Origin of the sequence: Runella sp. MFBS21, from assembly GCF_029433105.1 — a bacterium.
Taxonomy (GTDB): domain Bacteria; phylum Bacteroidota; class Bacteroidia; order Cytophagales; family Spirosomataceae; genus Runella.
In genome coordinates, this window is sequence record NZ_JARNTW010000007.1 from 217,028 (window position 1) to 239,323 (window position 22,296).

Below are 22,296 nucleotides of genomic sequence, written 5' to 3' on the forward strand. Positions count from 1 at the left end.
GCCCCTAAAAAACAACGTGCATAGTATGTTGATTTTGGGTCATCTGCTTCTGAAATTGTTTCGGAGACTGACCTACTTGTTTTTTGAAAATACGCACAAAATACGCATCATCATCATATCCTAGCTGCTCGGCAACTTCGGCAATGGTGTTTTCTTTTTGGAGTAACAAACGCTTTGCTTCAATCATTACTCTTTTCAAAATCAATGCACCAGTTGTTTGGTGTTGGATTTCTTGGCAGATACGGTTGAGGTGTCGGGGAGTCATATGCATCAAATCCGCATAATCTTTAGGAAGCTTTTTGACCCTAAAATTTTCTTCTATCAATCGTTCTAATTTTTTCACTCTCAAAAAATTAAGGTGCGAAGACGGTACCCTTTCTTCCTGATAAATCCGCGTCAGATGAATATAAACCAAATCAATCAAAGACGTGAGTTTGGGGTATTTGAGTGGCAACAGCTGCTGATATTCGTCATAGATAGCTTTGAACAAAGGGATGATTTCTTGGAGCTGAGTTTCAGTGAGGTATATCGCCGGGTAATTTATTTCCAAATAATAAAAAGGAAAATCACTGAGCCGTTTTGAAAGGTAAGTCTGATTATAGAAGGCTTCGGTATGAAAAAATACATAGCCGTCTACATCTTCAGAAAGCACCCAGCTATGTACTTGGCCGGGAGTCAGCAAAAATACACTACCCGGTCGAACATCATAAGTATCAAAATCTATGTAATGAGTACCGCTACCCCTCGTAAAAAGTACCGCGATATAAGTACTATGCTTGTGAGGGGTATTTACAAATTGATGCTCCTCCAAATGTGGCCGAAGCGCATTGGCATACAAAGCATGAGCCATGCTATCTTCGGCAAATTCGGCTATGCCATAAATAGGGAAATTTTTCATGATACACGCTAATGTCCGTTTAGTACTATTTTTTGGCACTAAATGCTCTGTTTTGTCAAGCAATAGGGCCCTATTTTTGCATTGTAAACATTTTCAATAAAGCAATGGCACTCTATCATATGATTCACAATAGATGTCCTAAATGTCATCAGGGACAAGTTTTTAAAACCAATAATCTCTTCAGCTTTCGTCCTACCAAAATGGAAGATGTGTGTCCGCATTGCCATCAAAACTTTGTCAAAGAGCCAGGGTTTTATTGGGGAGCAATGTACGTAAGCTATGCCTTGGCTACCGCCGAAATGGCCCTAGCCTACGTTACAGCCTTATTGTTGGGGGCAAGTCCTTTCGATTTTGTCAATTTGGGGATTTGTATCGCCGTTGTTATCTTTTTATTTCCTTTCAATTTCCGGATGGCTCGCCTGATATGGCTTTATCTGTTTACGGGTGTGGTCGAGTCCTAGCCTAAGAGGATGCGTACTTTTCCCATTTTTCTATGACAGCTTTAAAGTCAACCGGCAATTCGGAATCGAACTGAAGCCATTGTTTGGTGCGTGGGTGCTGAAACCCAATCGACTTAGCATGAAGGGCTTGCCGAGGCATAAGCTCAAAACAATTTTCAACAAAAGCCCGATAGCTACCGCTTGTGGTTCCACGGAGTATTTTGTCACCACCGTATACCGAGTCACTAAACAGCGGATGCCCCAAGTGCTGAAAATGCGCCCTAATCTGGTGAGTTCGTCCAGTCTCTAAATTACATTTTACGAGCGATACATACTTGTAAGATTGCAATACTTCGTAATGCGTTACGGCATGCTTTCCTTGACTACCATCCACATACACCGACATCACTTTACGATCACGAGCACTTCTTCCGATGTGCCCTACTATCGTTCCTTTGCTTTCTTTTGGTTCTCCCCATACCAAAGCATAATAGGTACGCTCAGTAGTATGCTCAAAAAACTGACGTGCAATATGCGCCATAGAATATTCGGTTTTGGCAATCACTAAGAGTCCTGAAGTATCTTTGTCGATACGATGAATCAAACCAGGGCGGGCTTCTCCGTTGCGTCCTGTGGGCAAATGCTGAAAATGATAAACTAGCGCATTGACGACCGTCCCGCTCCAATTGCCATAGGCAGGATGCACTACCATACCAGCGGGCTTGTTGAGGACAAGTACTTCTTCATCTTCGTAGACAATGTCAAGCGGAATATTTTCGGGGATAATCTCAGTTTCGCGGGGGGGGTGAGGCAGCGAAATCGTAATCACATCAAATGGTTTGACCTTATAGCTTGATTTTATAGCTTTATTATTAACTTTGACCGATTCAGTCTCAATCGCATTCTGAAGCTTAGTACGAGTGACACCAGAAAGATGATGTTTCAAATAATGGTCTATACGCATAAGGGTTTGGCCCTTATCGGCTACTATTCTATGATGCTCATAAAGCTCTTCATCTTCTTCTGTCAAGTATGGGTTGTTTTCTTGCATTGAAATATTTTTTAAATTTCGCAATAAAATTTTTAAGATTGCGTTTCTTGGGCTAATAACTAATCCTAACAATTATAAAAATCTTATGGACTACAATCAAGGACAAAAGAATGACCGTAAAAGCCTTCTCCTTGCTGCATTGGCTATTTTAGCGCTCCTCAACGTGGTGCTAATTTATTTTTTCTACAAAGAACGAGAAAAGAATAAAGAACAAGAAACAGTAATTGCAGCTAAAACGGAAGAGCTTGTCTCTACCAAGATGAAATTAGATTCTATTTCTGCTCAGTTGGATGCTAAAATTGCTGAAATCCAACAACTAGGTGGTCAGGTTGATTCTCTTATTGCTTTGAAACAACAAATTGAACGAGATAAAGCGGCCCTTAAAAGTGCTTCAACAGCTGCCTCGGTCGATGTCTCTAGATACAAACAAAAGATTCGTGAATATGAAGCGATTTTAAATCAAAAAGACCAAGATATCGCTAAACTCAAGGAAGAATTGGGAATTGTGACGGCCCAAAACCAAGAACTTGCCAGCAAAGTAACTGGCTTAGAAGGCGAAAAACAAACCTTGCAAAAAAGCTTTGAAGATTCGGTCGGAACTTTGAGCAACAAAAACCGGGAATTGGCCGAGAAAGTTACGATTGCCTCTGCCTTAAAGGCCGAAAAAATCGCCGTAAATGCCGTATCGGCTAAAGGGAAAGAACGTGATGGTGGTAGCTACCGTGCCAAACGTATTGACAAACTTAAAGTAGATTTTGACTTAGCCGCCAACCCTATCTCTCCCAATGGCGAACGCGAAATTTATCTCCGTATCTTGGATCCAGAAGGAGCAGTGATGGCTGATATGGCTACTGGCTCAGGTACTTTTGTGTATCAAGGCAGAGAGACTGTTTATACCGCCAAACAAACGCTAGACTATAGCAACGAAGGCTCACAAGGCTCTATTATTTATTCAAGAGGTGGTATACCACTCAAAAAAGGCGAACATACTATTGAACTTTACTGCCAAGGGTTCCGTATTGGGTCTACGGTATTTAAAGTCAAATAATTCCTTTATGGCTGTGATAGAGAGGATTAGAGTTGTTTTTGGGAAATAAATAAAAGTTTTTACCCAAAAATGAACCTCTAACCCTCTCTTTTTTTGTTATTTGTAAATAAAAATAAACTTTTTTCCACGTTTTTTTGTAGAAAACTCAACTATTGATTAGTTTTCGCAGTAAACAAAATGTTACTATAATTTTAAGTACTGAATGGCTCAACAACAACGCAAACCTTTCCGCCCAGTAAGACAAGAAGAACCGTACCGTATCAATGATCGTATCCGTGTACCTCAAGTACGCCTCGTAGGTGAAAACATTGCTCCTGGCATCTATGATATTCAGCAAGCATTGCGCATGGCTGAAGAGCAAAACCTTGATTTGGTAGAGATTTCTCCTAATGCCGTTCCGCCTGTTTGCAAAGTGATTGATTATTCTAAGTTCAAATACGAACAAAAGAAAAAGCAAAAAGAGATTAAAGCAAACGCCCAAAAAGTAGTCATTAAAGAAATCCGGTTTAGTCCCACTACCGACGATCACGATTATGAATTTAAGCTAAAACACGCGCTCAACTTCCTAAAAGAAGGAGCAAAGGTGAAAGCTTATGTACAGTTTTCTGGTCGGGAAATTGTATTTAAAGAACAAGGCTATAAATTGCTTGAGCGTTTTGCCAAAGGACTCGATGAAGTAGGTAAAATCGAATTAGAGCCTAAATTGGAAGGCAAACGTATGAGTATTATTTTAACGCCTAAAGCGCTCAAAAAATAAGCGCAAGAAGCATTTTATCTTGCATGATATATCGCAAAAGCTGCAAATATTCTTTGCAGCTTTTTTGTGTTGTATCTCATTTTTTATCTGAATAAAATAATCAAAGCAGCTCCTGCCACCATAATAGCCGCCCCTCCAAGTTTGCGCCAAAGCTTAGTTTCTTTGAAAAAGTGTACCCCTAGTAATACACTCACCAATGCCGAGATTTGGAACAATGCCAACGCATAACTCACCTGAATTCCCTCAAAAGCGTAATTGGTTGATAATTGCATCAGCCCTGTCGAAATGGCTAAGGCAAAAAAATGCCATTTATAGGCTCTGACGACGCCTAATTGTAGTCGTAATTGGAGCTTTCGTGCAGTCAATAGAAGCAGCAAAATAGATATTATAAATCCTCCCACACACCACGAAACAAAAGCCACATTGGCATCGGTAAGCAAGATGATTTTTTTGAGAAATAAGGCATCAATCGCCGAAAAAATCAATGCCAAAAACCGATATTGAACTTCCTTTTTTTGAAAAATATCCCAACTAAACCGCTCAGAAGAACCCGATTGGCTCAATACAAAATAACTTCCTGACACAATCAATATCATTCCGATAATCCCCCAAAGGTTGGGTATCTCACCTAATAAAAAAATGCCAAACACTAAGCTTACCAATGACTTATAGGCATTGATAGGGCCTAGTACCGACAGGTCACCTTCTTGGAGCGATTTGACAAGAAAGAAGTTTCCGGTTACCGCCAATAAATTAAAAATGAGTGAATTGTACCAAAAATCAGCCGATAGCTGAGGCAAGGGGTGAATGAGAATATACCCAACACAACCTACGCTAAGTAACGCGTAGGTAATCATCACCACCAACAATGGGTTGGATTGGCGCTGGGTTAGGTATTTTTGGAAAACGTTTGATAAAGGGTTTACCAAAATCCTAACCCCAATCGCCAATGTCGTAGTACTAAGAATCAGTAACAGCACCTAGTTTGTTACATCAGTTTTAGGTTTTTCGGATCCCAAGCGACCACTTTTTTCTCAAAATAGCTTTTGTTGCAAGCCAATACTGGCGCCGCAGCCCTAAAACCAAAAAGAGGGTCTTCAATCACGGGTTTTCCGGTGAGTATTCCTTCAAAAAAGTTAGCAAAGTGGTTTTTGTGTGCATCATCATCGGCAGGCGCTTCAAATTTAATTTCTTGTACTGGCTCTACCGTACGTGTATCGGCAGGGTACTTAGCATCATAAGCAGCGAGGTATTCTTTTTGTTGGGCTTCCGTAAAAGTTCCAAAACTCTCTCCGTTGCTATAACCCGGAGCTGCCGATAGCTTGCGTTTAGTCAAGGTCAGTGAATTTCCTCCAAAGGTGATTTCACCTTCATTTCCCACAATACGCGTCACGTTTTTGATGGCACCTGCATTGGCAAAATTGACCCTCAATACCATCTGAAAAGAATCTAACTTGCCCATCGCAGGGTACTCCATGGTAGCTACCATGACATCGGGCACATCGCGCCCGTCTTTCCAGTAGGCAAGTTGTCCCGAAGAAAAAATACGATTGGGCCCCAATGAACCTGTCACAAAATGAACTCCCGTAATCAAGTGTACGAACAAATCTCCTGCGACACCCGTACCGTAGTCGCGATAATTGCGCCAACGGAAAAAACGAACCGGGTCAAAAGCCCGTTTGGGAGCATCTCCTAAAAAAGTCTCCCAATCAATCGTTTTGGGAGAAGCATCCGTCGGAATCGAGTACTGCCATGCTCCAATAGCATTGAAGCGGTCGTTGGTAGATTCGATAAAATTAATCATTCCTATATCACCTGCTTCTACCAATCTCTTTGCTTCTTTGAAAGCCGCCCCACTGATACGCTGACTTCCTACTTGCATTACTTTGCCCGAAGCCTTGGCCGCCGCAATCACCGCCGCACCTTCTTCTATGTTTTGAACCATTGGTTTTTCACAATATACGTGCTTGCCCTTTTTGAGAGCGGCAATCGATATACGATCATGCCAGTGGTCAGGAGTGACAATCAAAACCGCATCCACATCTTTGCGCTCTAGTACCTCACGATAATCACGAGTAGTAAACACATGACTGCCAAAAACTTCTTTAGCATGAGCCAATCGACCATCATACAAATCTGCCACGGCTACCAGTTCACACATACCTGTCCGAAGGGCTGCGTTGGTATCCGAAAATCCCTGTATGCCCATGCCAATGGTCGCAATACGGATTTTGTTGTCGTTAAGACTTCTGATAATATTAAAAGAGGGCGCTACAGCCGTTGAGGCCGTCACTACTCCTAGCTTTTTGACGAAGTCACGGCGATTGGTTTTCATTTCTTGCATGTACAGGTGAGTCTTTGGTAGTAATAAAATGAAGTGTTTGTTCTAATGTCTTAAAGGCAACTAAGAGTTAGTCTTACTTTGTCGCTGGAGGATTTTCCGAATCAACCAAAAAATAAAAATCACTACCAACGAAAACGCAATAATCGGAAACCAAAAAGTGATAAAACTAAGTCCAATAGATACTATATTTTCGACAGTAGCCACCACAGGATTGGCCACACCTCCGCTCAGTTTGGTAGAAGCAAGCCGCACCATACTCGTACCTGCTTGAATAAAACCCGCCGTTCCACCTCCTACCATCAGTCCCAATCCCCACTGAAGCATAGGGTTATTGATTTCAATAAAAGAGGTCGTCAACAAAGTACCTGCTGCAAAGGCCGTAGGCATGGCGATAGTGTCTAGGAGATTGTCAACCCAAGGAATATAATAACCACCGATTTCGAGAACCGTAGCCGTGCCAAGCAGCGTGATGGCCGTCCACGTCCCCATCCATTCGAAGCCAGTGGCTACATTGACCCAGCCAAAATGAACCGCAATGCTACTTAGTAGTAAAGGTACAAATACCCTAAATCCCGAACAGGCCGCCAAGCCTATCCCCAGACATAAACTTAGAAAAAACTCCATGCTTAAGTGCTTTCGCACAGTTATTTGTTAACCGTTAATAAAGCCAAAATTTTAAACACTAAGGCACTAAGTATCAATAAGATTTAAATGGTTAACTTTCAGAGATTTATCATTTATTTTATTTCATACGCAGTTACCATATTCTTGTAGAAATTGGGAACAAGCACTTTCTTTTGCTGAGGAATGTACCCAAAATCAGCCGTGTTGACTTTGGCCTCTTTGCTGTCGATGAGTTTCCAGGTTTTTCCTGAAGGAGATACGCAATAGATTTCACCATGCCAGCACGAAATCAAATAATTGTCGCCATGTTTCAAAATCCCGTCGGCGGTTTTATTAGTTATGGCCCAAGATTCGTATTTTTTGGTATTGTAATCCAACTTCCAGAGATTGCCAGTGCCTGCTGAAGCTACTATGAGATAATCTTTCTCGGCAAAAACTCCGTTGGGGGCTTGCAGGTTGGGGTCATCCAAAAACAACTCCAATTTACCATCTGCATAGCGATACAACTTATGCCCACGTGAATCGCTCGCAAATACTTCTCCCTTTGGACTTACACTTACATCATTGAGCATGACGGCATTGGGCGCCGCATGTCGTTTGATAATTTTTCCTGACTTCAAATCTATTTCTACTAAATCTTTCAAATCCGCTACAAACAATGAGTTTTTCACTACACCCATTCCTTTGGGGTCATTGAGTCCCTTTGTCCAGTCCAAGGTTTTGATTTTGCCGTCGGTAGTCAGTACCGAAATAAACCCGTCACCGTCCGGGGCGTCTGCGTTCATCTTGTTGATGTTAGCCACCAGTAGGCGTTTGTTTTGAGCATCATAATATACCGATTCGGGCGTGCGCAAAGTGGTGTCAGATTGCCACACTTGGGTGAGCGATAGAGGTGAGCTATCTTGCGAATAGACAGCCGTTAAGCCTCCCATGAGGAGAGCCGATGCAAGAAAAAAAGAAGTTTTCACGGTAAAAAATAGTTAAGAATTACTTAATTTGTCGAATTAAACACTTTCATATTTAAAAGCAATGAACACCATCAAACTACGCAATCTATTCTTCATTACTGTCTGTTGTGCTTTTTTTGCCTTTTCAAGTTTCGCCCAAAAGAAAGAAAAACTATTTAATGGCAAAGACCTGAAAGGCTGGAAAATATACGGTACCGAAAAGTGGTATGTCGAAAAGGGAGAGTTGGTATGCGAAAGCGGCCCCGATAAAGGGTACGGCTATTTGGCTACCGAAAAAACGTATAAAAACTTTGAACTTAGCGTAGATTTCAAACAAGGAGCCAACGGTAACAGTGGCGTTTTTATCCGTTCTAACATCGCCGAAGGTAGCACCAAAATCAGTGGCTGGCAGGTAGAAGTAGCTCCGCCAAACCACGATACAGGCGGTATTTATGAGTCTTATGGACGCGGATGGCTTATTCAAATCCCTGATGATAAAGAAGGGTTTTTGAAGTTTGGAGAGTGGAATACCCTCAAAATCAGAGCAGAAGGCTCTCGGGTGCAAACTTGGCTCAATGGACATGAAATGGTAGACCTTACTGACGAAAAAATCGGTGCCGGAAATGGCTCCATCGCTCTCCAAATCCACGACGGAGGAGGCATCAAAGTCAATTGGAAAAACCTAGTAATCAAACCTTTGTAGATTAGTTGGTTCGCAAAAATTTAATCTCCACAAAAAAGCAGTATCTTTAGGCTCCATTGGTGGAGTTTGACCTTCCAGTTCTTGGCGAATTGGAAGGTTTTTTTATAACATTTTAATTAATGCTAGATAAGCTAATTCGCTAAGAATCAGAATATCTATTTTTATTTTATGACATTTGATTCATTAAATCTTATTGACCCCATTCGCAAGGCTCTACAAGCGGAGGGATATAGTACTCCCACTCCCATTCAAGCCCAGGCGATTCCGGTGGTACTCGAAGGAAAAGACTTGCTGGGCTGTGCCCAAACAGGTACGGGTAAAACAGCCGCTTTTGCGATTCCGATTTTACAATTATTGGCTCAAAAGCCTTCCCAACGACGCGAACGACGCAATATAAAAGCATTGATTTTGACCCCAACTCGTGAGCTTGCCATACAGATTGGGGAGAGCTTTGCTGCCTATGGCCGCTATACTAACCTTAGGCATACCGTTATTTTTGGTGGCGTAAAACAGCATCAGCAGACCAACGCCCTCCAAAATGGCGTGGATATTTTGATTGCCACTCCGGGGCGGCTTATCGACCTCATGGCGCAGCGTTTTGTGAGTTTAAAACATTTAGAGATTTTTGTGCTCGACGAAGCCGACCGGATGCTCGACATGGGTTTTGTACATGACGTACGAAGAATCATCGCCGTCCTTCCTCCCGAACGGCAATCTTTGTTTTTTTCGGCGACCATGCCCCCCGAAATCACCAAACTTGCCGATTCTATTCTCCAAAATCCTGCTAAAGTAGAGGTAACCCCCGTGTCTTCTACGGTAGATATTATCCAGCAGTCGGTATTTTTTGTAGATAAAGAAAATAAAAACGCTTTGTTGTTGCATCTTCTTCAAGACAAAGCCATGGAAACCGTTTTGGTATTTACCCGTACCAAGCACGGCGCTGATAAAGTAATGAAAATGTTATTGAAAAATAATATCAAAGCGGAGGCTATTCACGGCAATAAATCCCAGAATGCTCGCCAAAATGCGTTGAACAATTTCAAAACCAAAAGTACACGTGTATTGGTGGCTACCGACATCGCAGCGCGTGGTATCGATGTAGAAGAATTAGCGTACGTTATCAATTTCGAAATACCCGATATTCCAGAAACTTATGTTCACCGCATCGGTCGGACGGGTAGAGCAGGAGCCAAAGGGACGGCTTATTCTTTCTGCGATACGGAAGAAAGAGCCAATTTGAAAGACATCCAAAAACTCATTGCGAAGGTGATACCAGTCATTGAAGAGCATCCTTTTCCACTGACTCAAATCCCCGGAAATGAAGCTTCTAAATCACGTAATAACACTCCTGCGCGTGGTAACCGTCCTTCTAAACCAAAACCTCAAGCAGCAGACTCCTCGGCTCCAAAACCTGAACGAAGCAAGCGACCTTGGTACGCAAGAAAAAGATAAATGATTAAAAGCGCTCTTGAAGCGCTTTTTTTATTTGCTACACAGCGGGCAAGTACCTTGAATGAGTAAGTTCATTTCGGTAGAAGAAAAACCTTGAGGTAACTTGACGGCCGGAATGTGTATATCGTCCAGACAAGTAGTTTTACCGCACATTTGACATTTAAAATGTACATGGTCGTGGTGATGATCATGGCTATGGCATACGTCTTTACACAACGCATAACGAAGCCCTTCTTCGTCTAATACCTTATGGATGATGCCTTTATCAACAAAAGTTTTGAGGGTACGGTAAATCGTAACACGGTCGTATCGCTCTTGTAAGCCACTTTCCAAATCACCGTGCGAGAGGGCAGAATCTTGATGATGAAGTATATCTAAAATGTCTTCACGACAGCTAGTATGACGCAATTCGTGCAAACGTAGTGTATCTTTGGCGAATGTATTCATAATCGGTATCAGTTAACTTTCGAGATGTTATCTGTTACTGTTAAAATGCTTTAAACTTCGCGAAAGTTCGAGACTTTCGACAAGTTATCAAAATTATCAAATTTAAAATCCAACGTTTCAGCGTTACTATGATTAAAATTGGTATCATCAACGTCTCCGACCGCGCTAGTGCCGGTATCTATGAAGATATTCCGGGCAAGGCCATTGTTTCTACCCTTCAAGAGTACCTCATCAGCGAATGGGAACCCGTATATCGAGTCATTCCAGACGAGCAACACCTTATCAGTCAAGCCCTTGTCGAAATGGCCGACAAAGAAGGCTGCTGCTTGGTAGTCACGAGCGGCGGTACAGGCCCTGCCCCGCGTGATGTCACTCCTGAAGCTACCGAAGCTGTTTGTCAGAAAATGATGCCCGGTTTTGGTGAACTCATGCGACAAGTAAGTTTGCAATATGTACCCACGGCGATTTTGTCGCGCCAAACCGCTGGTATCCGTCACAAAACCCTGATTGTCAATCTTCCCGGAAAGCCTTCTGCTATTCGTCAATGCCTCGATGCTGTTTTTCCAGCGATTCCTTATTGCATTGATTTGATTGGGGGACCGTATTTAGAAACCAACGATGCCGTTATCAAAATCTTTAGACCCAAATCATAATTTTTGACGGTAGGCCGTTCTGAAAAAATCAACCTGTTTCAGAAAACAACACCCATAACGATTAACGGTGCAGAAGCACCACTTTTCCATGAATCTCTCTGAATTAACTTCTATTTTCAACCATATCAAACATTTACGGGTAGGAGTGATTGGCGATTTTGCCGTAGATTTCTACTATCAACTTCAAACCCACACGGGAGAGCTGTCGGTCGAAACCCAAAAAGAAGTATTTTGGGCTCAAAAACCTATCGCTTCTTTGGGAGGTGCAGGCAACGTAGTACAGAACATCGCCGCTTTGGGGGCTCAATCGATAAAAGTTTTTGGTTGTATCGGAAACGATATTTTTGGACGTGAAATGCTGCATCTCTTTCAAAATCTTCGGGTAGATACGCAAGCTTTACAAATAATCGAACAAGGCTGGGATACTTGCACTTATACCAAGCCCATGACGAGTAGCGGTGAAGCCAATCGCCTTGATTTTGGAACCAACAATCAACTTTCTGAAACTCATTTCGAACAGATTGTCAGTGATTTAGAATCAAGTCTTCCTGAGCTTGACGTACTCATCATCAATCAGCAATTTACGAACCCTCTCCTAAACGCTCAAAGATTGACGATGCTCAACAGGCTCATTGCTCGCTTTCCGAAGTGTTTTATCTTGGCCGACTCCCGCGACTTCGGGGGGAGTATCAGGGGAGCTACTTTAAAAGTAAATACCGACGAAATAGCCCGAATCCTGTCTTGCGCCGTCTCTAATGATTTAGGAAGCTGTATCACCCAAAGTCGTCAGCTCCAAGCTATCACCAAAGCACCCGTGCTTATTACCCGTGGAGAGCAGGGCATACTGTACGTGGACAAAGACGAAACTTGCCAAGTAAAAGGTATTCCGCTACAAGGCCCTCTTGATACTGTGGGAGCAGGAGATACAGTAGTAGCGGCATTTGCGTTGGCAAAGGGCGTTAGATGTAGTGACTTTGCGGCTTTACAAATTGCCAACTATGCCGCTGCCGTTACGGTTCAGAAATTAAACCAAACGGGTACGGCTTGTTTGGAAGAAATAGTAGCCTTGAAAGCTCGCTTGTAAGGAATCGTATTTTCAAACCATTCAATATATATCATTTATCTTAGACCATGACCTCGGAAAAACTTACGGCACTCCGCCAAGAAATTCAGACGTATCTTTCGGGTAGCTTACTTCCTTTTTGGATTCAACGTACCGTTGATAAGGAAAATGGCGGCTTCATTACTCATTTTGACCAATTTGGCAAGGATTCGGGCGAAGACGAAAAATCTTTGATTGCGCAATCTCGGTCAGTATTTACGTATTCGTCGGCGGTGCGAGCAGGCTATGATACCGACGGCACCCTCGCAGAGATGGCACGCCAAGGGGTAGATTATCTCATTGATAAAATGTGGGACAATGAATACGGCGGATTTTTTTGGATGACCAACCGCAAGGGAGAAGTTACGATTGACGAAAAAATCGTTTATGGGTTGAGTTTCTGTATTTATTCATTGAGCGAATACACCCTCGCCCTTGGCGACCCACGGGGCCAAGAATACGCCGAAAAATGCTTTGACCTATTACAAAAATACGCTGTAGATACCCACTATGGAGGGTATTTTGAGATGTTTACTCGCGACTGGACCCTCAAAGGACCCGGCTCCGCTGGCGGCGACCGCAAAACCCTCGATGCGCATATGCACCTTATGGAGGCATTCACGACTTTGTATGAGTGTACGGGCAAAGAAATTCATCGCCGCAAGCTTCTCGAAATCATTGAGTTGCTGGTTTCGCGTATTATGCATCCTGAGTATGGCACGGGTGTTCCGCAGTTTTGGGCCGATTGGCGCGTAGCTCCTCAGATTAAATTTGACATCGTATGGGGCTGGGATCGCTTCACCGAAGATGGTCTAAAAGCCGCCGCTGAAGATAATACAAGCTATGGTCACAATGCCGAATTTGCGTGGTTGTTGATGCACGCTTTGGATATTCTAGGTCTTCCGTATGATACTTATGGTGAGCAAATTACGAAATCATACAGTCATGCTTTAAAGTATGGTGTTGATTGGGAGTTTGGCGGCGTGTATGTAGAAGGTTCTCATGCGGGTGAGGTATATGACCGCGAAAAAGAGTTTTGGCAACAAGCCGAGATGCTCATCGGAATGCTCGATGCTTATCGCTTTTTGAAAGATGAAAAATACCTAGAAGCCTACGAAAACGTTCATCGTTTTGTATTTGACAAAATGATTAATCATGAGTTGGGGGAATGGTGGCCGCTTATGACCCGCGACGGCGTTCCTATTTGGAAGCACATGAGCCACTCTTGGAAAATCAATTATCATGATGTACGCTCGATGATTCAGTCGGCTATTCGCCTCGACAAAATCGTCAGAGGAGTCTAAATCCTTAGCTATATGCTTTTTAAATGCTTAATGGTTTTGTGTGGGGAAGACCTAAAAAATGCCTAAAGCTTACAGCCTATTGCTACGTAGTTAGTGTTTTTATATTAGTTACGAATATTGCTCAAAACGGGGAGAAACTTCCCCGTTTTTGTTTTTTTTAATAACTTGCTTCGCAGATTAGAATAAAGTTTGCAAGCTGGGTAATTGGTTCATTATCAGGGTTTTATTTTCAAATTTGCTTATTTTAAAATTTGCACATTTACTCAGTGGATTGTTTTTTTAAATGACATATTCTAAAACTGCAATATACCGAAGGCGTTCAATCAATATTCATCCTAAAATCACAACTGCTTATATGAACAATTTATTCAGAGGTCTACTAGCTGGCTATGGTGCCAAAAAATTAGGAGGTGGATGCCTCAGTACTATCCTTATTTTTATTGTATTGTGGGTTATTTTGGGGCAGTGCCAATAAGGCTCCTACGCTAATCCTTGACAGCTACTCATCAAAATCTTTCTGCTATTTCTGCAAAAGCTCCAAATACGCATTTGGGGCTTTTTTTGTGGGGTTACCTTTCAATACAAACTGACAAATATCTTATACCTCATGGTGCAAAGGCCAACAAAAGCAATTTATTCAACAACATAAAGTTGATATTCTCTGCTCCGTGGTCTTTGGGACAAAGACCACGGAGCAGAATTTGTTTTCTTGATGTTCGTTTACCATGTTAATCATTCTTAAACTTATACTCCAAAACTTTTTTGGGTGGTATTTTTTAGGGCTGTGGAGACACAGACCACGGGGCATAGAAAATTTTACTTATTTAATTGAAAAATTATGTTTGTTAAATTTTTACGAAAAACCCACCTTAAATTAAAGTTTTTATCCTCATTCAATTCATCAAGTACACCTTTTAATATTTCTTTTTCTTTACAAAAAGGTACTTCTTCTAGAAAACTTTCAATGTTTTTTTGTGAAGCAATAATTCCAATGATATTTTTTAAAAAATATCTGCTCCGTGGTCTGTGTCCCACAGACCTATTTGCAGTAGCTGATTTTAAAACCGATTCGCATAATGTGTCAAAAATCCAAATTCGTCTTTTTGGCTTTGATAAAATTTTGCTGATGACCATCTGTAATTTTCAGGACAATCTGCTAAACTCCATCGTTCATGTAGGGGATTTCGGTGAATATAGTCTATTTTCTGTTCTACCTTTTGCTTTGAGTCCATAAGTATTGCTAACGGATCTCGTTGCCAAATACGATATTCTCGTTCGGAGTCATCAACCTTAAAAAATGGTAATACTGCAGCATGATGATGTTTTAAATCTTTTAAAATCATATGACTAGTGTATTTATTGAAACTTGCATGAGGCAATTCTTTACCATTGGGTTCTTTCAATTCCCAAATCACGTGCAAGTGATTGGGCATAATCACGTATGCATACACTACAATTTGACCTCTGCCTACTAATTCTTTCCAAGAAGAAAGAATCAATTCTTTGTATTTGTCTTGTTTTAGCAAATGCTTCCAATCTTTAATGGTATCCGTCCAAAAATAAACTTCATCAAAGTTCATTCTTGAGTTTCGGAATTTGCTTTCTTGATGTTCGTTTACCATGTTAATAATTCTTAAACTTGTACTCCAAAACTTTTTTGAGTTGCATTTTTTAGGTCTGTGGAGACACAGACCACGGGGTGGGGGGTGGGGTGTTCAAAAGTGTATCAGTTGCAATAATTCAACTATTATTCTTCATCTGAGTCAAAATACAGAGTCAAAATCTTTTCTTAAATATAAATAAATAAATCCTATGATATTAGTAGAAAAAAACCAACTAATTTTTATATTATTTTCATAAATAATTATTTCATAAAAAGATTTTGAATTCTTTAATTCGATGTATTGATTAAAAAAAAGATAAAAAAACAAAAAATTAATTGAAAATAAATGAATTATAACTAAGAATACTCTTTTTTTTATTATATTATTAAATATAAACAGAAAAAATAATAAACAAATGGAATAAGATATTATAGCATATAATGGAAAGAAATAAGCAGAAATCTGATTATATATACTAATGTTTTCATTTATATTTAGAAGGAAATGTATTAGCTGCCACAATAACCACACCGCGAATAATACAGGAATAAAAATAATCGCCAGTTCATTACCCATTTTTTTCATATTTATTGCCATTTAAAAGTTGCTTCGTACTTGATTTTAATGAATTCTGCTGGTTTATCATCACCATGGTCTGTGTCCCACAGACCTATTTGCAGTAGCTGATTTTAAAACGGATTCTGCTCTGCTCCTGCTCCCTGCTCTGCTCTGCTCCTGCTCTCCTGCTCCGTGGTCTGTGTCCCACAGACCTATTTACAGTAGCTGATTTTAAAACCGATTTGCATCATGTGTCAAAAATCTAAATTCGTCTTTTTTACTTTGATAAAGTTTTGCGGATGACCAAGGTGTAGGGCTAAAACTCAATTTTCTCAATAGGTACTTTGGCTTTATGCAAGTATTTAAGAATATGCTTTAAGGCAGACATCCCTGCATAGCCTGTATCTACATGAATTTCACAACGGTTAGCGTCTAGTTTTTCGGCAGTGCCAACATAATGAATTGGGTGGCGTTTTTTACCTTTTTCAAAAAGGTCGTTCCAGCCAACAAAAGCATCATCAATTATTTGTATTATTTGATTAAAATACTCCTCAGGGGTTGTGATTTCAAACATGGCATCTACGCCATCCCATTTCCACATTTCTACCCTAAACGAATAACCTTCTATCAGTGTAGGTTTTGGCTTTGACTTGAATCGTTCTCGAATTCGCTCTACAAATTCATCCAGTATTTCAATCCAAAATTGAATATCTTTCTCCTCTACTTCCTCATGGGGATAAAGCGGTAATTCACCATTTTTGTATTTCCAATAAAAGGTAACGGGTATATAAACGCTGTGAAAATTACCTGCCAAACCAACTCTTTCAATCCACATAATCACTTGGCCTTTATCTATTTTAATTTTAACTTCGGAACAAGTTACCATATTTATGGTAACATATTCAATGAAAGGGTTTATCTGCACTAACTTTTGGGCAAGAAAAGCACTACTGAGTTTCTCAAAACTTTTTGATATTTCAAATTTACTTGTTAGAGTTCTTGTTTTCATCTAATTATAGTAGTTATCGTTGCTCTTTATTTGATAATTGTACGCCGTGGTCTGTGTCCCAAAGACCTATTTGCAGAATTTGCTTTCTTGATGTTCGTTTACCATGTTAATAATTCTTAAACATTAAACTTGTACTCCAAAACTTTTTTGGGTTGTATTTTTTAGGGCTGTGGAGACACAGCCCATGGGACAGTAAGACGAGTGGTGATAAAAATTTATTGATTTAAAAATGTAATGGTACGCGGGCTAATGTCTTCAAACTTCCAACCCTCGGTAAGCCCTGCCGCCTCCAACGCTTCTTTGAGCGGCTCGCTCACTACTTTGAATAATTCGTCACAAATGAAATAATCGTGGTATTTATCCAAAACAAAATCGTGAATATCTAATACAGAACCCTTATCAAAAAATTTTATCCTTGTCTTTAAGTAATCATCTTCATTATGAATGCCAAGTTCGGTGGCTGATTGTATAATACCACTTTTCCTATCAGCATAAGTACATTTTTCAAAAGTTATTTTGGTTTCTTCGCCTAACTGAAAAACATAGTAATCTAATTTTTCGCCTTTATACATCAGTTTAGCAGGGTAAAACTTATGCCGAGGGAGATTGAAAGCAGCGATAGTTTCTTTGAACTGTTCTGATACTAAAAAGCAAGAACTTGTTGTGTAATGATTGACAACAAACTTATAAATATGGAGTTTTATCCAATCGAATTTCTTTTTTCGACTGCCATACAGTTCCTTCAACACAAAATAATCAAAAACAGGTACATCGTCAATAAGAGATCTATTATTGATGGATTTTTCGAGGGGCTGCTTAAAAAAATTCTTCGTATCACCGCCATCAGGGATGAACTCAGCCCCTTGCATTTCGGGGGATAAATAGGCAGAAGGATAAATTTTTTGCCCAGGTCTTATTTCAATTTCTAATTGATAAAATTTCATTTGCAATTGATAGTTAATGAATTGAGAGGATTACCATTTACGCCAGTGGCAGGTGTACCTGTTGCACAAACGCCTTCTACCTGTTTTTTAAGGCAACTAATATACTTCTTTATGCTTTTGATAGCGTCAATTTTATCTTGCGGACTCGATAAAGGCGAACCTAATACGCCCCGTTGTGGGTAGCAACCACAACGGGGTGGAGATAAAAAAGTAAGACACTTCGGAGAAGTCAGCTATCAGCCTCATCTATTTGTTGAAGACTAGTCTTTAGATTAAGATTAGCTCTTCTGTTTTGCGTCGGCAATGCAGTCGCTGCATTTTTAGTAAGGTTCATCGTAGCATCAAAGGTCTAGTGAACAAAACTCATTATTGGTAAATTAGTCGGTTTTACAAACCTTTTTCCTGTACAGTTCGTTGTGAATAGAGATAACAAACAACCACCACCACCCGTTGTAACTATCTCTAAAAAGACAATCATGGACATGGAAAAAGTCGAAAAAATTCGCAAAACATACGTTGAGTACGTACTCGAACAGGGGCAAGCTCCCGCTTCTTTTTATGCTTTCGCCAAAAAATTAAAAATGGCGGAAGCCGATTTATACGAATTTTATACTTCTTTTGAAGCCATAGAAATGGATTTGTGGGCTTCGTTTTTTACTCAATCCCGCACTACCGCCGAAAACGACCCTGTCTACCAAACCTATTCGGTGCGTGAAAAACTACTTGCGTTTTACTACACTTGGGTAGAAGTGCTTAAATCAAATCGGAGTTTTGTAGTGTATAGCTACCGCAAATTGCCTCAGCCTGTTGCTCCCAAAAACCCCCAACAGCTCCGTCCGTTCAAAGATGCTTTCCTGAACTACGCCCACGATTTGATGTACGAAGGCCGCGAAAGTCAAGAGATTGTGGCTCGCCCTTATATTTCTAATCGCTATCCAGAAGCGGTGTGGCTCAATACGCTCTATATTTTGGATTTTTGGGTAAAAGATACAAGTCGCAATTTTGAACTAACGGATACTGCTATCGAAAAAACCGTCAACACAGGCTTCGACTTGATGGGCCGTTCGATTGTGGATACGGTGGTTGATTTGGCAAAATTTGTATACCAAAATCGATAACCATGAAACAACAAGATAAAATCCCCACCTCCAAAGTAGCACGTGCTACGCAGTTTTTGAAGACCGGTGCCAAAATCGGTGGCAATTATCTCAAATACAACGTCAAAAAGATAATTGACCCTACTATCTCTCGCGATGAGCTTCACCAAGACAACGCCACGGATGTGTATGCTTCGCTCAGTGAGCTCAAAGGTTCGGCGCTCAAAGTAGCCCAAATGCTCAGCATGGATCGTAGCGTATTGCCACGCCAATATGTAGATAAGTTCCAGATGTCTCAATACTCTGCGCCGCCACTTTCGGGGCCGCTGGTAGTCAAGACTTTCCGTAGTTATTTTGGCAAAGCTCCGCATGAGCTTTATGATACTTTCGACATCAACGCCATCAATGCGGCCTCTATCGGGCAGGTGCATCAAGCATGGAAGTATGGCAAAAGATTGGCCGTAAAAGTGCAATACCCTGGCGTAGCCGATAGCATCAGCTCTGACCTCAAAATGGTCAAACCTATGGCGGTCACGCTTTTTGGACTTAACGAAAAAGATGTAGAACGCTATACCGAAGAAGTAGAAAGCAAGCTCTTGGAAGAAACCGACTACGAATTGGAATTACGGCGCTCGGTTGAAATTTCGGAGGCGTGCCAGCATATCAAAGGACTGATTTTTCCGAAATATTATCCCGAATTGTCTTCCAAACGAATCTTGACGATGGATTGGCTCAACGGGCAGCACCTCAAAGATTTTTTGCAAACGGATCCTTCCCAAGAAGTACGCAATCAGATTGGGCAATTGTTGTGGGATTTTTATGACCATCAAGTGCATCACCTCCGTCAAGTACACGCCGACCCTCATCCGGGCAATTTTCTGATGCGTGCCGACGGTACAATGGGCGTTATTGATTTTGGGTGTGTCAAAGTGATTCCTGATTATTTTTATGACAATTATTTCACCCTTATCAATCCTGATACCATCGAAGACGATGCCTTGGTTGAAAAGATATTTTATAACTTGGAGTTTTTGGTCAAAGAGGATGCGCCACGCGAAAAAGCCCTTTTTACTAACTTATTCAAGCAAATGATTCGTTTGTTAGGCAAACCATTTGCCGTTGATGAATTTGATTTTGGCGACCATTCTTACTTCGATACGGTTTATGCTTTTGCCGACGAACTTGCAAAAGTGGAAGAAATTCGCAATTCGAAAGTAGCACGTGGTTCCAAAGACGGCTTGTATATCAATCGTACCTATTTTGGACTTTACTCCATGCTCAACGAACTAGGAGCCAAAATACACACTACTCGGCCCGATTGGCTACGTAGCAAAAAACAATTAAGCTCTGTCGAAGTTCAATAATCACAAGATGAGTAGGAGAAAATAAACCTACTCATCTTGCCTTCAAGGCTTCGAAGACAGGATAGACACTGCCTGATTCGCTCATAATCCCCAACTCTCCGATGGTTCGGAACATCGTGACCGATGCTACTTCCGTATGTGCTAGATGTGACAAAAGCTTGGTAGCCCATTCTTTGGCAAAAGCTGTAGATTGACGCTTATCTATTTGATTTTCAATCGCCAAAACCATATCAGCCGCCTGCGTAGCGTAAGGGTTGGCTCTTCTACAGAGGGCTATAAAAGAAATATGAACGGGTTTTTGATAAATGTTGTGGGCACTCTCCACCAAGTACTTCACTGTTTCGGTGTTTTCGAGTAGCGAGAGTTCGTCAAAAGCGTGTTCTTGAGGATCAAAAGAGCAGCTCACAAAATCTGCTTCTCCTGCCTCAAATCGGTTACGATTCAATTCCGTAAAATTATAATCGGTCCCAACTCCGATTTTTACTCCTGAAAGCTGCGTTTTGAGTTGGGGAATGTAATCAATAACAGCTTGAGAAGTCACGAGTTTTTGTGCTGACAACAACAGTAAATGCTTGATTTGTAGTCTGTTTTGTTGTAATACTCCTACAAAATCAGCAAGTTGAGATTCGAAATCATCATTTAAAGTCAACACTATTTCCAGTGGCAAACCTAAAAGCAGGGCCTTTTCTGCTTGACCTGAAAGATAAGAAATCCAATCTTTGTCAAAAAGAGTCAAATCAACCCGATAATGACTTAGCTTCAAAGTCTTGAGTATTTCAACACTCTCAGCCGACAATTCGTCTGTTTCGATAGCAGCTGCAATACCTATGTTTACCGCTTGTTGTCGGAGCGCTGATTTTTGATTTAGGGCTTTGTCTTGAGGTTCTTTGCTTTTTGTTGCCAACCGAAAACTAACGCGCTGCCGCACGGTATCGCCTTGGTGCAGTTGAACGGGAAACGGCTCAGACAAGGGTGTACAAAAAGTTTTGTAAGAAGCGTCGCCCCAATTGCGCTGGTCTTCGGTCTGAAATATATCTCCCTCACAATCAACCTTGTATACACACCCGTTGGCCGCTTGCCATTGCATAGATTTAATATCTAAAAAAGGGTCTTGTGGCGCAATGTATCGCGGAAAATGGGTAGCTGTAGAAGAGCCACTTGGGTGAAAAATCGTAACAGGTTGCTCGGCTACGCCTTCAATTGGATGGAGAATACAAAAACCCGCTCGATTTTTTCGTACCGCTTGTAAGGCTTTGCCTTCAATGTTGAATACAATAGTGCCATTTTCATGCCCTTCGATGAAAGCTTTCCACTCAAAAATAGGCACTTGATTTTTGTCTATGTTGTAAGACAAGTAGGATATTGAAAAGTGATTTTCTTGAGTATCAATCTTTTCTTCAACGATTTGAGTCGCAAAAGTACCCCAATTGTGGTCGCGTAAGGCAAAGTAAATCATTCTTAATACTTCAGTATCTTCGTGGGTGATTTGCCGAACAAACCCGTTTTGGTAAAGAAGTCGAAAAGGCCCTGCTTGTAAAAATGGCATCGTAAAAAATTATTGGTTTAGATGCTGCGAAGATAAAAAACTAAAACGACTTCCAAGTTTTTACAAGCTAGAGTTTGATTAGACTTTCCAAGTTTCGAATTCGTAGTAGACAAACTTGGAAAGTCTCTGATTTGCCCGACTTTCCAAGGTTTCGAATTCGTAGTAGACAACCTTGGAAAGTCTCTGATTTGCCCGACTTTCCAAGGTTTTGAATTCGCAGTAGCCAAACTTGGAAAGTCTCCGACCTTGTCCGACTTTCCAAGTTTCGAATTCGCAGTAGACAACCTTGGGAAGTCTCCACCTCGACTGACTTTCCAAGTTTTGAATTCGCACTAACCAAACTTGGGAAGTCTCCACCCTTGTCCGACTTTCCAAGGTTTTGAATTCGTAGTAAGCTAACTTGG

Annotated in this window: 21 protein-coding genes; 10 read left to right on the forward strand and 11 right to left on the reverse strand. The window is 41.0% G+C overall.

The genetic code is table 11. The features are described from left to right. Positions 1 to 4 precede the first annotated feature (4 nt). Positions 5 to 898: an AraC family transcriptional regulator gene (locus tag P1X15_RS16420; RefSeq protein ID WP_277339218.1), complete on the reverse strand. Its 894-nt coding sequence runs from the start codon at positions 896 to 898 to the stop codon at positions 5 to 7. 104 nt (positions 899 to 1,002) lie between these two features. Between P1X15_RS16420 and P1X15_RS16425 the strand changes: the two genes are divergently transcribed. Then, a complete protein-coding gene (locus P1X15_RS16425; protein ID WP_277339219.1) occupies positions 1,003 to 1,359 on the forward strand; it encodes a DUF983 domain-containing protein in 357 nt (118 codons plus the stop codon). A 1-nt stretch (position 1,360) separates the two neighbouring features. Here P1X15_RS16425 and P1X15_RS16430 read toward each other — a convergent pair whose 3' ends face one another. Then, the gene (locus P1X15_RS16430; protein ID WP_277339220.1) at positions 1,361 to 2,389 is read right to left on the reverse strand and encodes an RluA family pseudouridine synthase; all 1,029 of its coding nucleotides are present in this window, start codon (positions 2,387 to 2,389) and stop codon (positions 1,361 to 1,363) included. An 85-nt stretch (positions 2,390 to 2,474) separates the two neighbouring features. Between P1X15_RS16430 and P1X15_RS16435 the strand changes: the two genes are divergently transcribed. Next, on the forward strand, positions 2,475 to 3,437 hold the full coding sequence (locus tag P1X15_RS16435) for a hypothetical protein (protein WP_277339221.1): 963 nt from the start codon (positions 2,475 to 2,477) through the stop codon (positions 3,435 to 3,437). Between the two features lie 202 nt (positions 3,438 to 3,639). Next, the gene (gene infC, locus P1X15_RS16440; protein ID WP_277339222.1) at positions 3,640 to 4,194 is read left to right on the forward strand and encodes a translation initiation factor IF-3; all 555 of its coding nucleotides are present in this window, start codon (positions 3,640 to 3,642) and stop codon (positions 4,192 to 4,194) included. Between the two features lie 83 nt (positions 4,195 to 4,277). Here the strand turns inward: infC and P1X15_RS16445 are convergent, their stop codons facing one another. The 4 genes from P1X15_RS16445 to P1X15_RS16460 all read right to left on the reverse strand — a co-directional run bounded on the left by P1X15_RS16445 (position 4,278) and on the right by P1X15_RS16460 (position 8,130). Next, positions 4,278 to 5,174, reverse strand: coding sequence for an EamA family transporter (locus P1X15_RS16445; protein WP_277339223.1), 897 nt, complete (start codon positions 5,172 to 5,174; stop codon positions 4,278 to 4,280). A gap of 8 nt (positions 5,175 to 5,182) precedes the next feature. Further along, entirely contained in the window at positions 5,183 to 6,529 is a 1,347-nt protein-coding gene (locus P1X15_RS16450) for a Gfo/Idh/MocA family protein (RefSeq protein WP_277339224.1), read from the reverse strand. Between the two features lie 69 nt (positions 6,530 to 6,598). Then, positions 6,599 to 7,162 (reverse strand): DUF4126 domain-containing protein, encoded by a 564-nt coding sequence (locus tag P1X15_RS16455; protein WP_277339225.1) that lies wholly within the window; start codon positions 7,160 to 7,162, stop codon positions 6,599 to 6,601. 113 nt (positions 7,163 to 7,275) lie between these two features. Beyond that, the gene (locus P1X15_RS16460) at positions 7,276 to 8,130 is read right to left on the reverse strand and encodes an SMP-30/gluconolactonase/LRE family protein (protein WP_277339226.1); all 855 of its coding nucleotides are present in this window, start codon (positions 8,128 to 8,130) and stop codon (positions 7,276 to 7,278) included. 61 nt (positions 8,131 to 8,191) lie between these two features. Between P1X15_RS16460 and P1X15_RS16465 the strand changes: the two genes are divergently transcribed. Together P1X15_RS16465 and P1X15_RS16470 are read left to right on the forward strand one after the other, a co-directional pair. Further along, on the forward strand, positions 8,192 to 8,812 hold the full coding sequence (locus tag P1X15_RS16465) for a DUF1080 domain-containing protein (protein WP_277339227.1): 621 nt from the start codon (positions 8,192 to 8,194) through the stop codon (positions 8,810 to 8,812). 168 nt (positions 8,813 to 8,980) lie between these two features. Next, a complete protein-coding gene (locus P1X15_RS16470) occupies positions 8,981 to 10,264 on the forward strand; it encodes a DEAD/DEAH box helicase (RefSeq protein WP_277339228.1) in 1,284 nt (427 codons plus the stop codon). A 30-nt stretch (positions 10,265 to 10,294) separates the two neighbouring features. Here P1X15_RS16470 and P1X15_RS16475 read toward each other — a convergent pair whose 3' ends face one another. Continuing rightward, positions 10,295 to 10,711 (reverse strand): Fur family transcriptional regulator, encoded by a 417-nt coding sequence (locus P1X15_RS16475; protein ID WP_277339229.1) that lies wholly within the window; start codon positions 10,709 to 10,711, stop codon positions 10,295 to 10,297. A 128-nt stretch (positions 10,712 to 10,839) separates the two neighbouring features. On the opposite strand from P1X15_RS16475, the gene mog reads away from it, so the two are divergent. The 3 genes from mog (at position 10,840) to P1X15_RS16490 (ending at position 13,770) form a co-directional block, all read left to right on the forward strand. After that, entirely contained in the window at positions 10,840 to 11,364 is a 525-nt protein-coding gene (gene mog, locus P1X15_RS16480; RefSeq protein WP_277339230.1) for a molybdopterin adenylyltransferase, read from the forward strand. An 88-nt stretch (positions 11,365 to 11,452) separates the two neighbouring features. After that, complete coding sequence (locus tag P1X15_RS16485; protein WP_277339231.1) at positions 11,453 to 12,448, forward strand: bifunctional heptose 7-phosphate kinase/heptose 1-phosphate adenyltransferase; 996 nt, start codon at positions 11,453 to 11,455, stop codon at positions 12,446 to 12,448. 47 nt (positions 12,449 to 12,495) lie between these two features. Then, positions 12,496 to 13,770: an AGE family epimerase/isomerase gene (locus tag P1X15_RS16490; RefSeq protein ID WP_277339232.1), complete on the forward strand. Its 1,275-nt coding sequence runs from the start codon at positions 12,496 to 12,498 to the stop codon at positions 13,768 to 13,770. A gap of 1,058 nt (positions 13,771 to 14,828) precedes the next feature. Here the strand turns inward: P1X15_RS16490 and P1X15_RS16495 are convergent. The 3 genes from P1X15_RS16495 to P1X15_RS16505 form a co-directional block, all read right to left on the reverse strand. Continuing rightward, complete coding sequence (locus P1X15_RS16495) at positions 14,829 to 15,392, reverse strand: transposase (RefSeq protein ID WP_277339233.1); 564 nt, start codon at positions 15,390 to 15,392, stop codon at positions 14,829 to 14,831. A gap of 856 nt (positions 15,393 to 16,248) precedes the next feature. Next, entirely contained in the window at positions 16,249 to 16,941 is a 693-nt protein-coding gene (locus P1X15_RS16500; protein WP_277339234.1) for a hypothetical protein, read from the reverse strand. A 215-nt stretch (positions 16,942 to 17,156) separates the two neighbouring features. After that, the gene (locus P1X15_RS16505; RefSeq protein ID WP_277339235.1) at positions 17,157 to 17,885 is read right to left on the reverse strand and encodes a hypothetical protein; all 729 of its coding nucleotides are present in this window, start codon (positions 17,883 to 17,885) and stop codon (positions 17,157 to 17,159) included. Between the two features lie 482 nt (positions 17,886 to 18,367). Between P1X15_RS16505 and P1X15_RS16510 the strand changes: the two genes are divergently transcribed. Both P1X15_RS16510 and P1X15_RS16515 read left to right on the forward strand, forming a co-directional pair. Beyond that, entirely contained in the window at positions 18,368 to 19,003 is a 636-nt protein-coding gene (locus P1X15_RS16510; RefSeq protein ID WP_277339236.1) for a TetR family transcriptional regulator C-terminal domain-containing protein, read from the forward strand. A gap of 2 nt (positions 19,004 to 19,005) precedes the next feature. Beyond that, positions 19,006 to 20,346, forward strand: coding sequence for an AarF/ABC1/UbiB kinase family protein (locus P1X15_RS16515; RefSeq protein ID WP_277339237.1), 1,341 nt, complete (start codon positions 19,006 to 19,008; stop codon positions 20,344 to 20,346). Between the two features lie 31 nt (positions 20,347 to 20,377). On the opposite strand, the gene P1X15_RS16520 is transcribed toward P1X15_RS16515, so the two are convergent. Further along, positions 20,378 to 21,892, reverse strand: a complete 1,515-nt coding sequence (locus P1X15_RS16520) for a hypothetical protein (protein WP_277339238.1) — start codon at positions 21,890 to 21,892, stop codon at positions 20,378 to 20,380. Positions 21,893 to 22,296 lie beyond the last annotated feature (404 nt).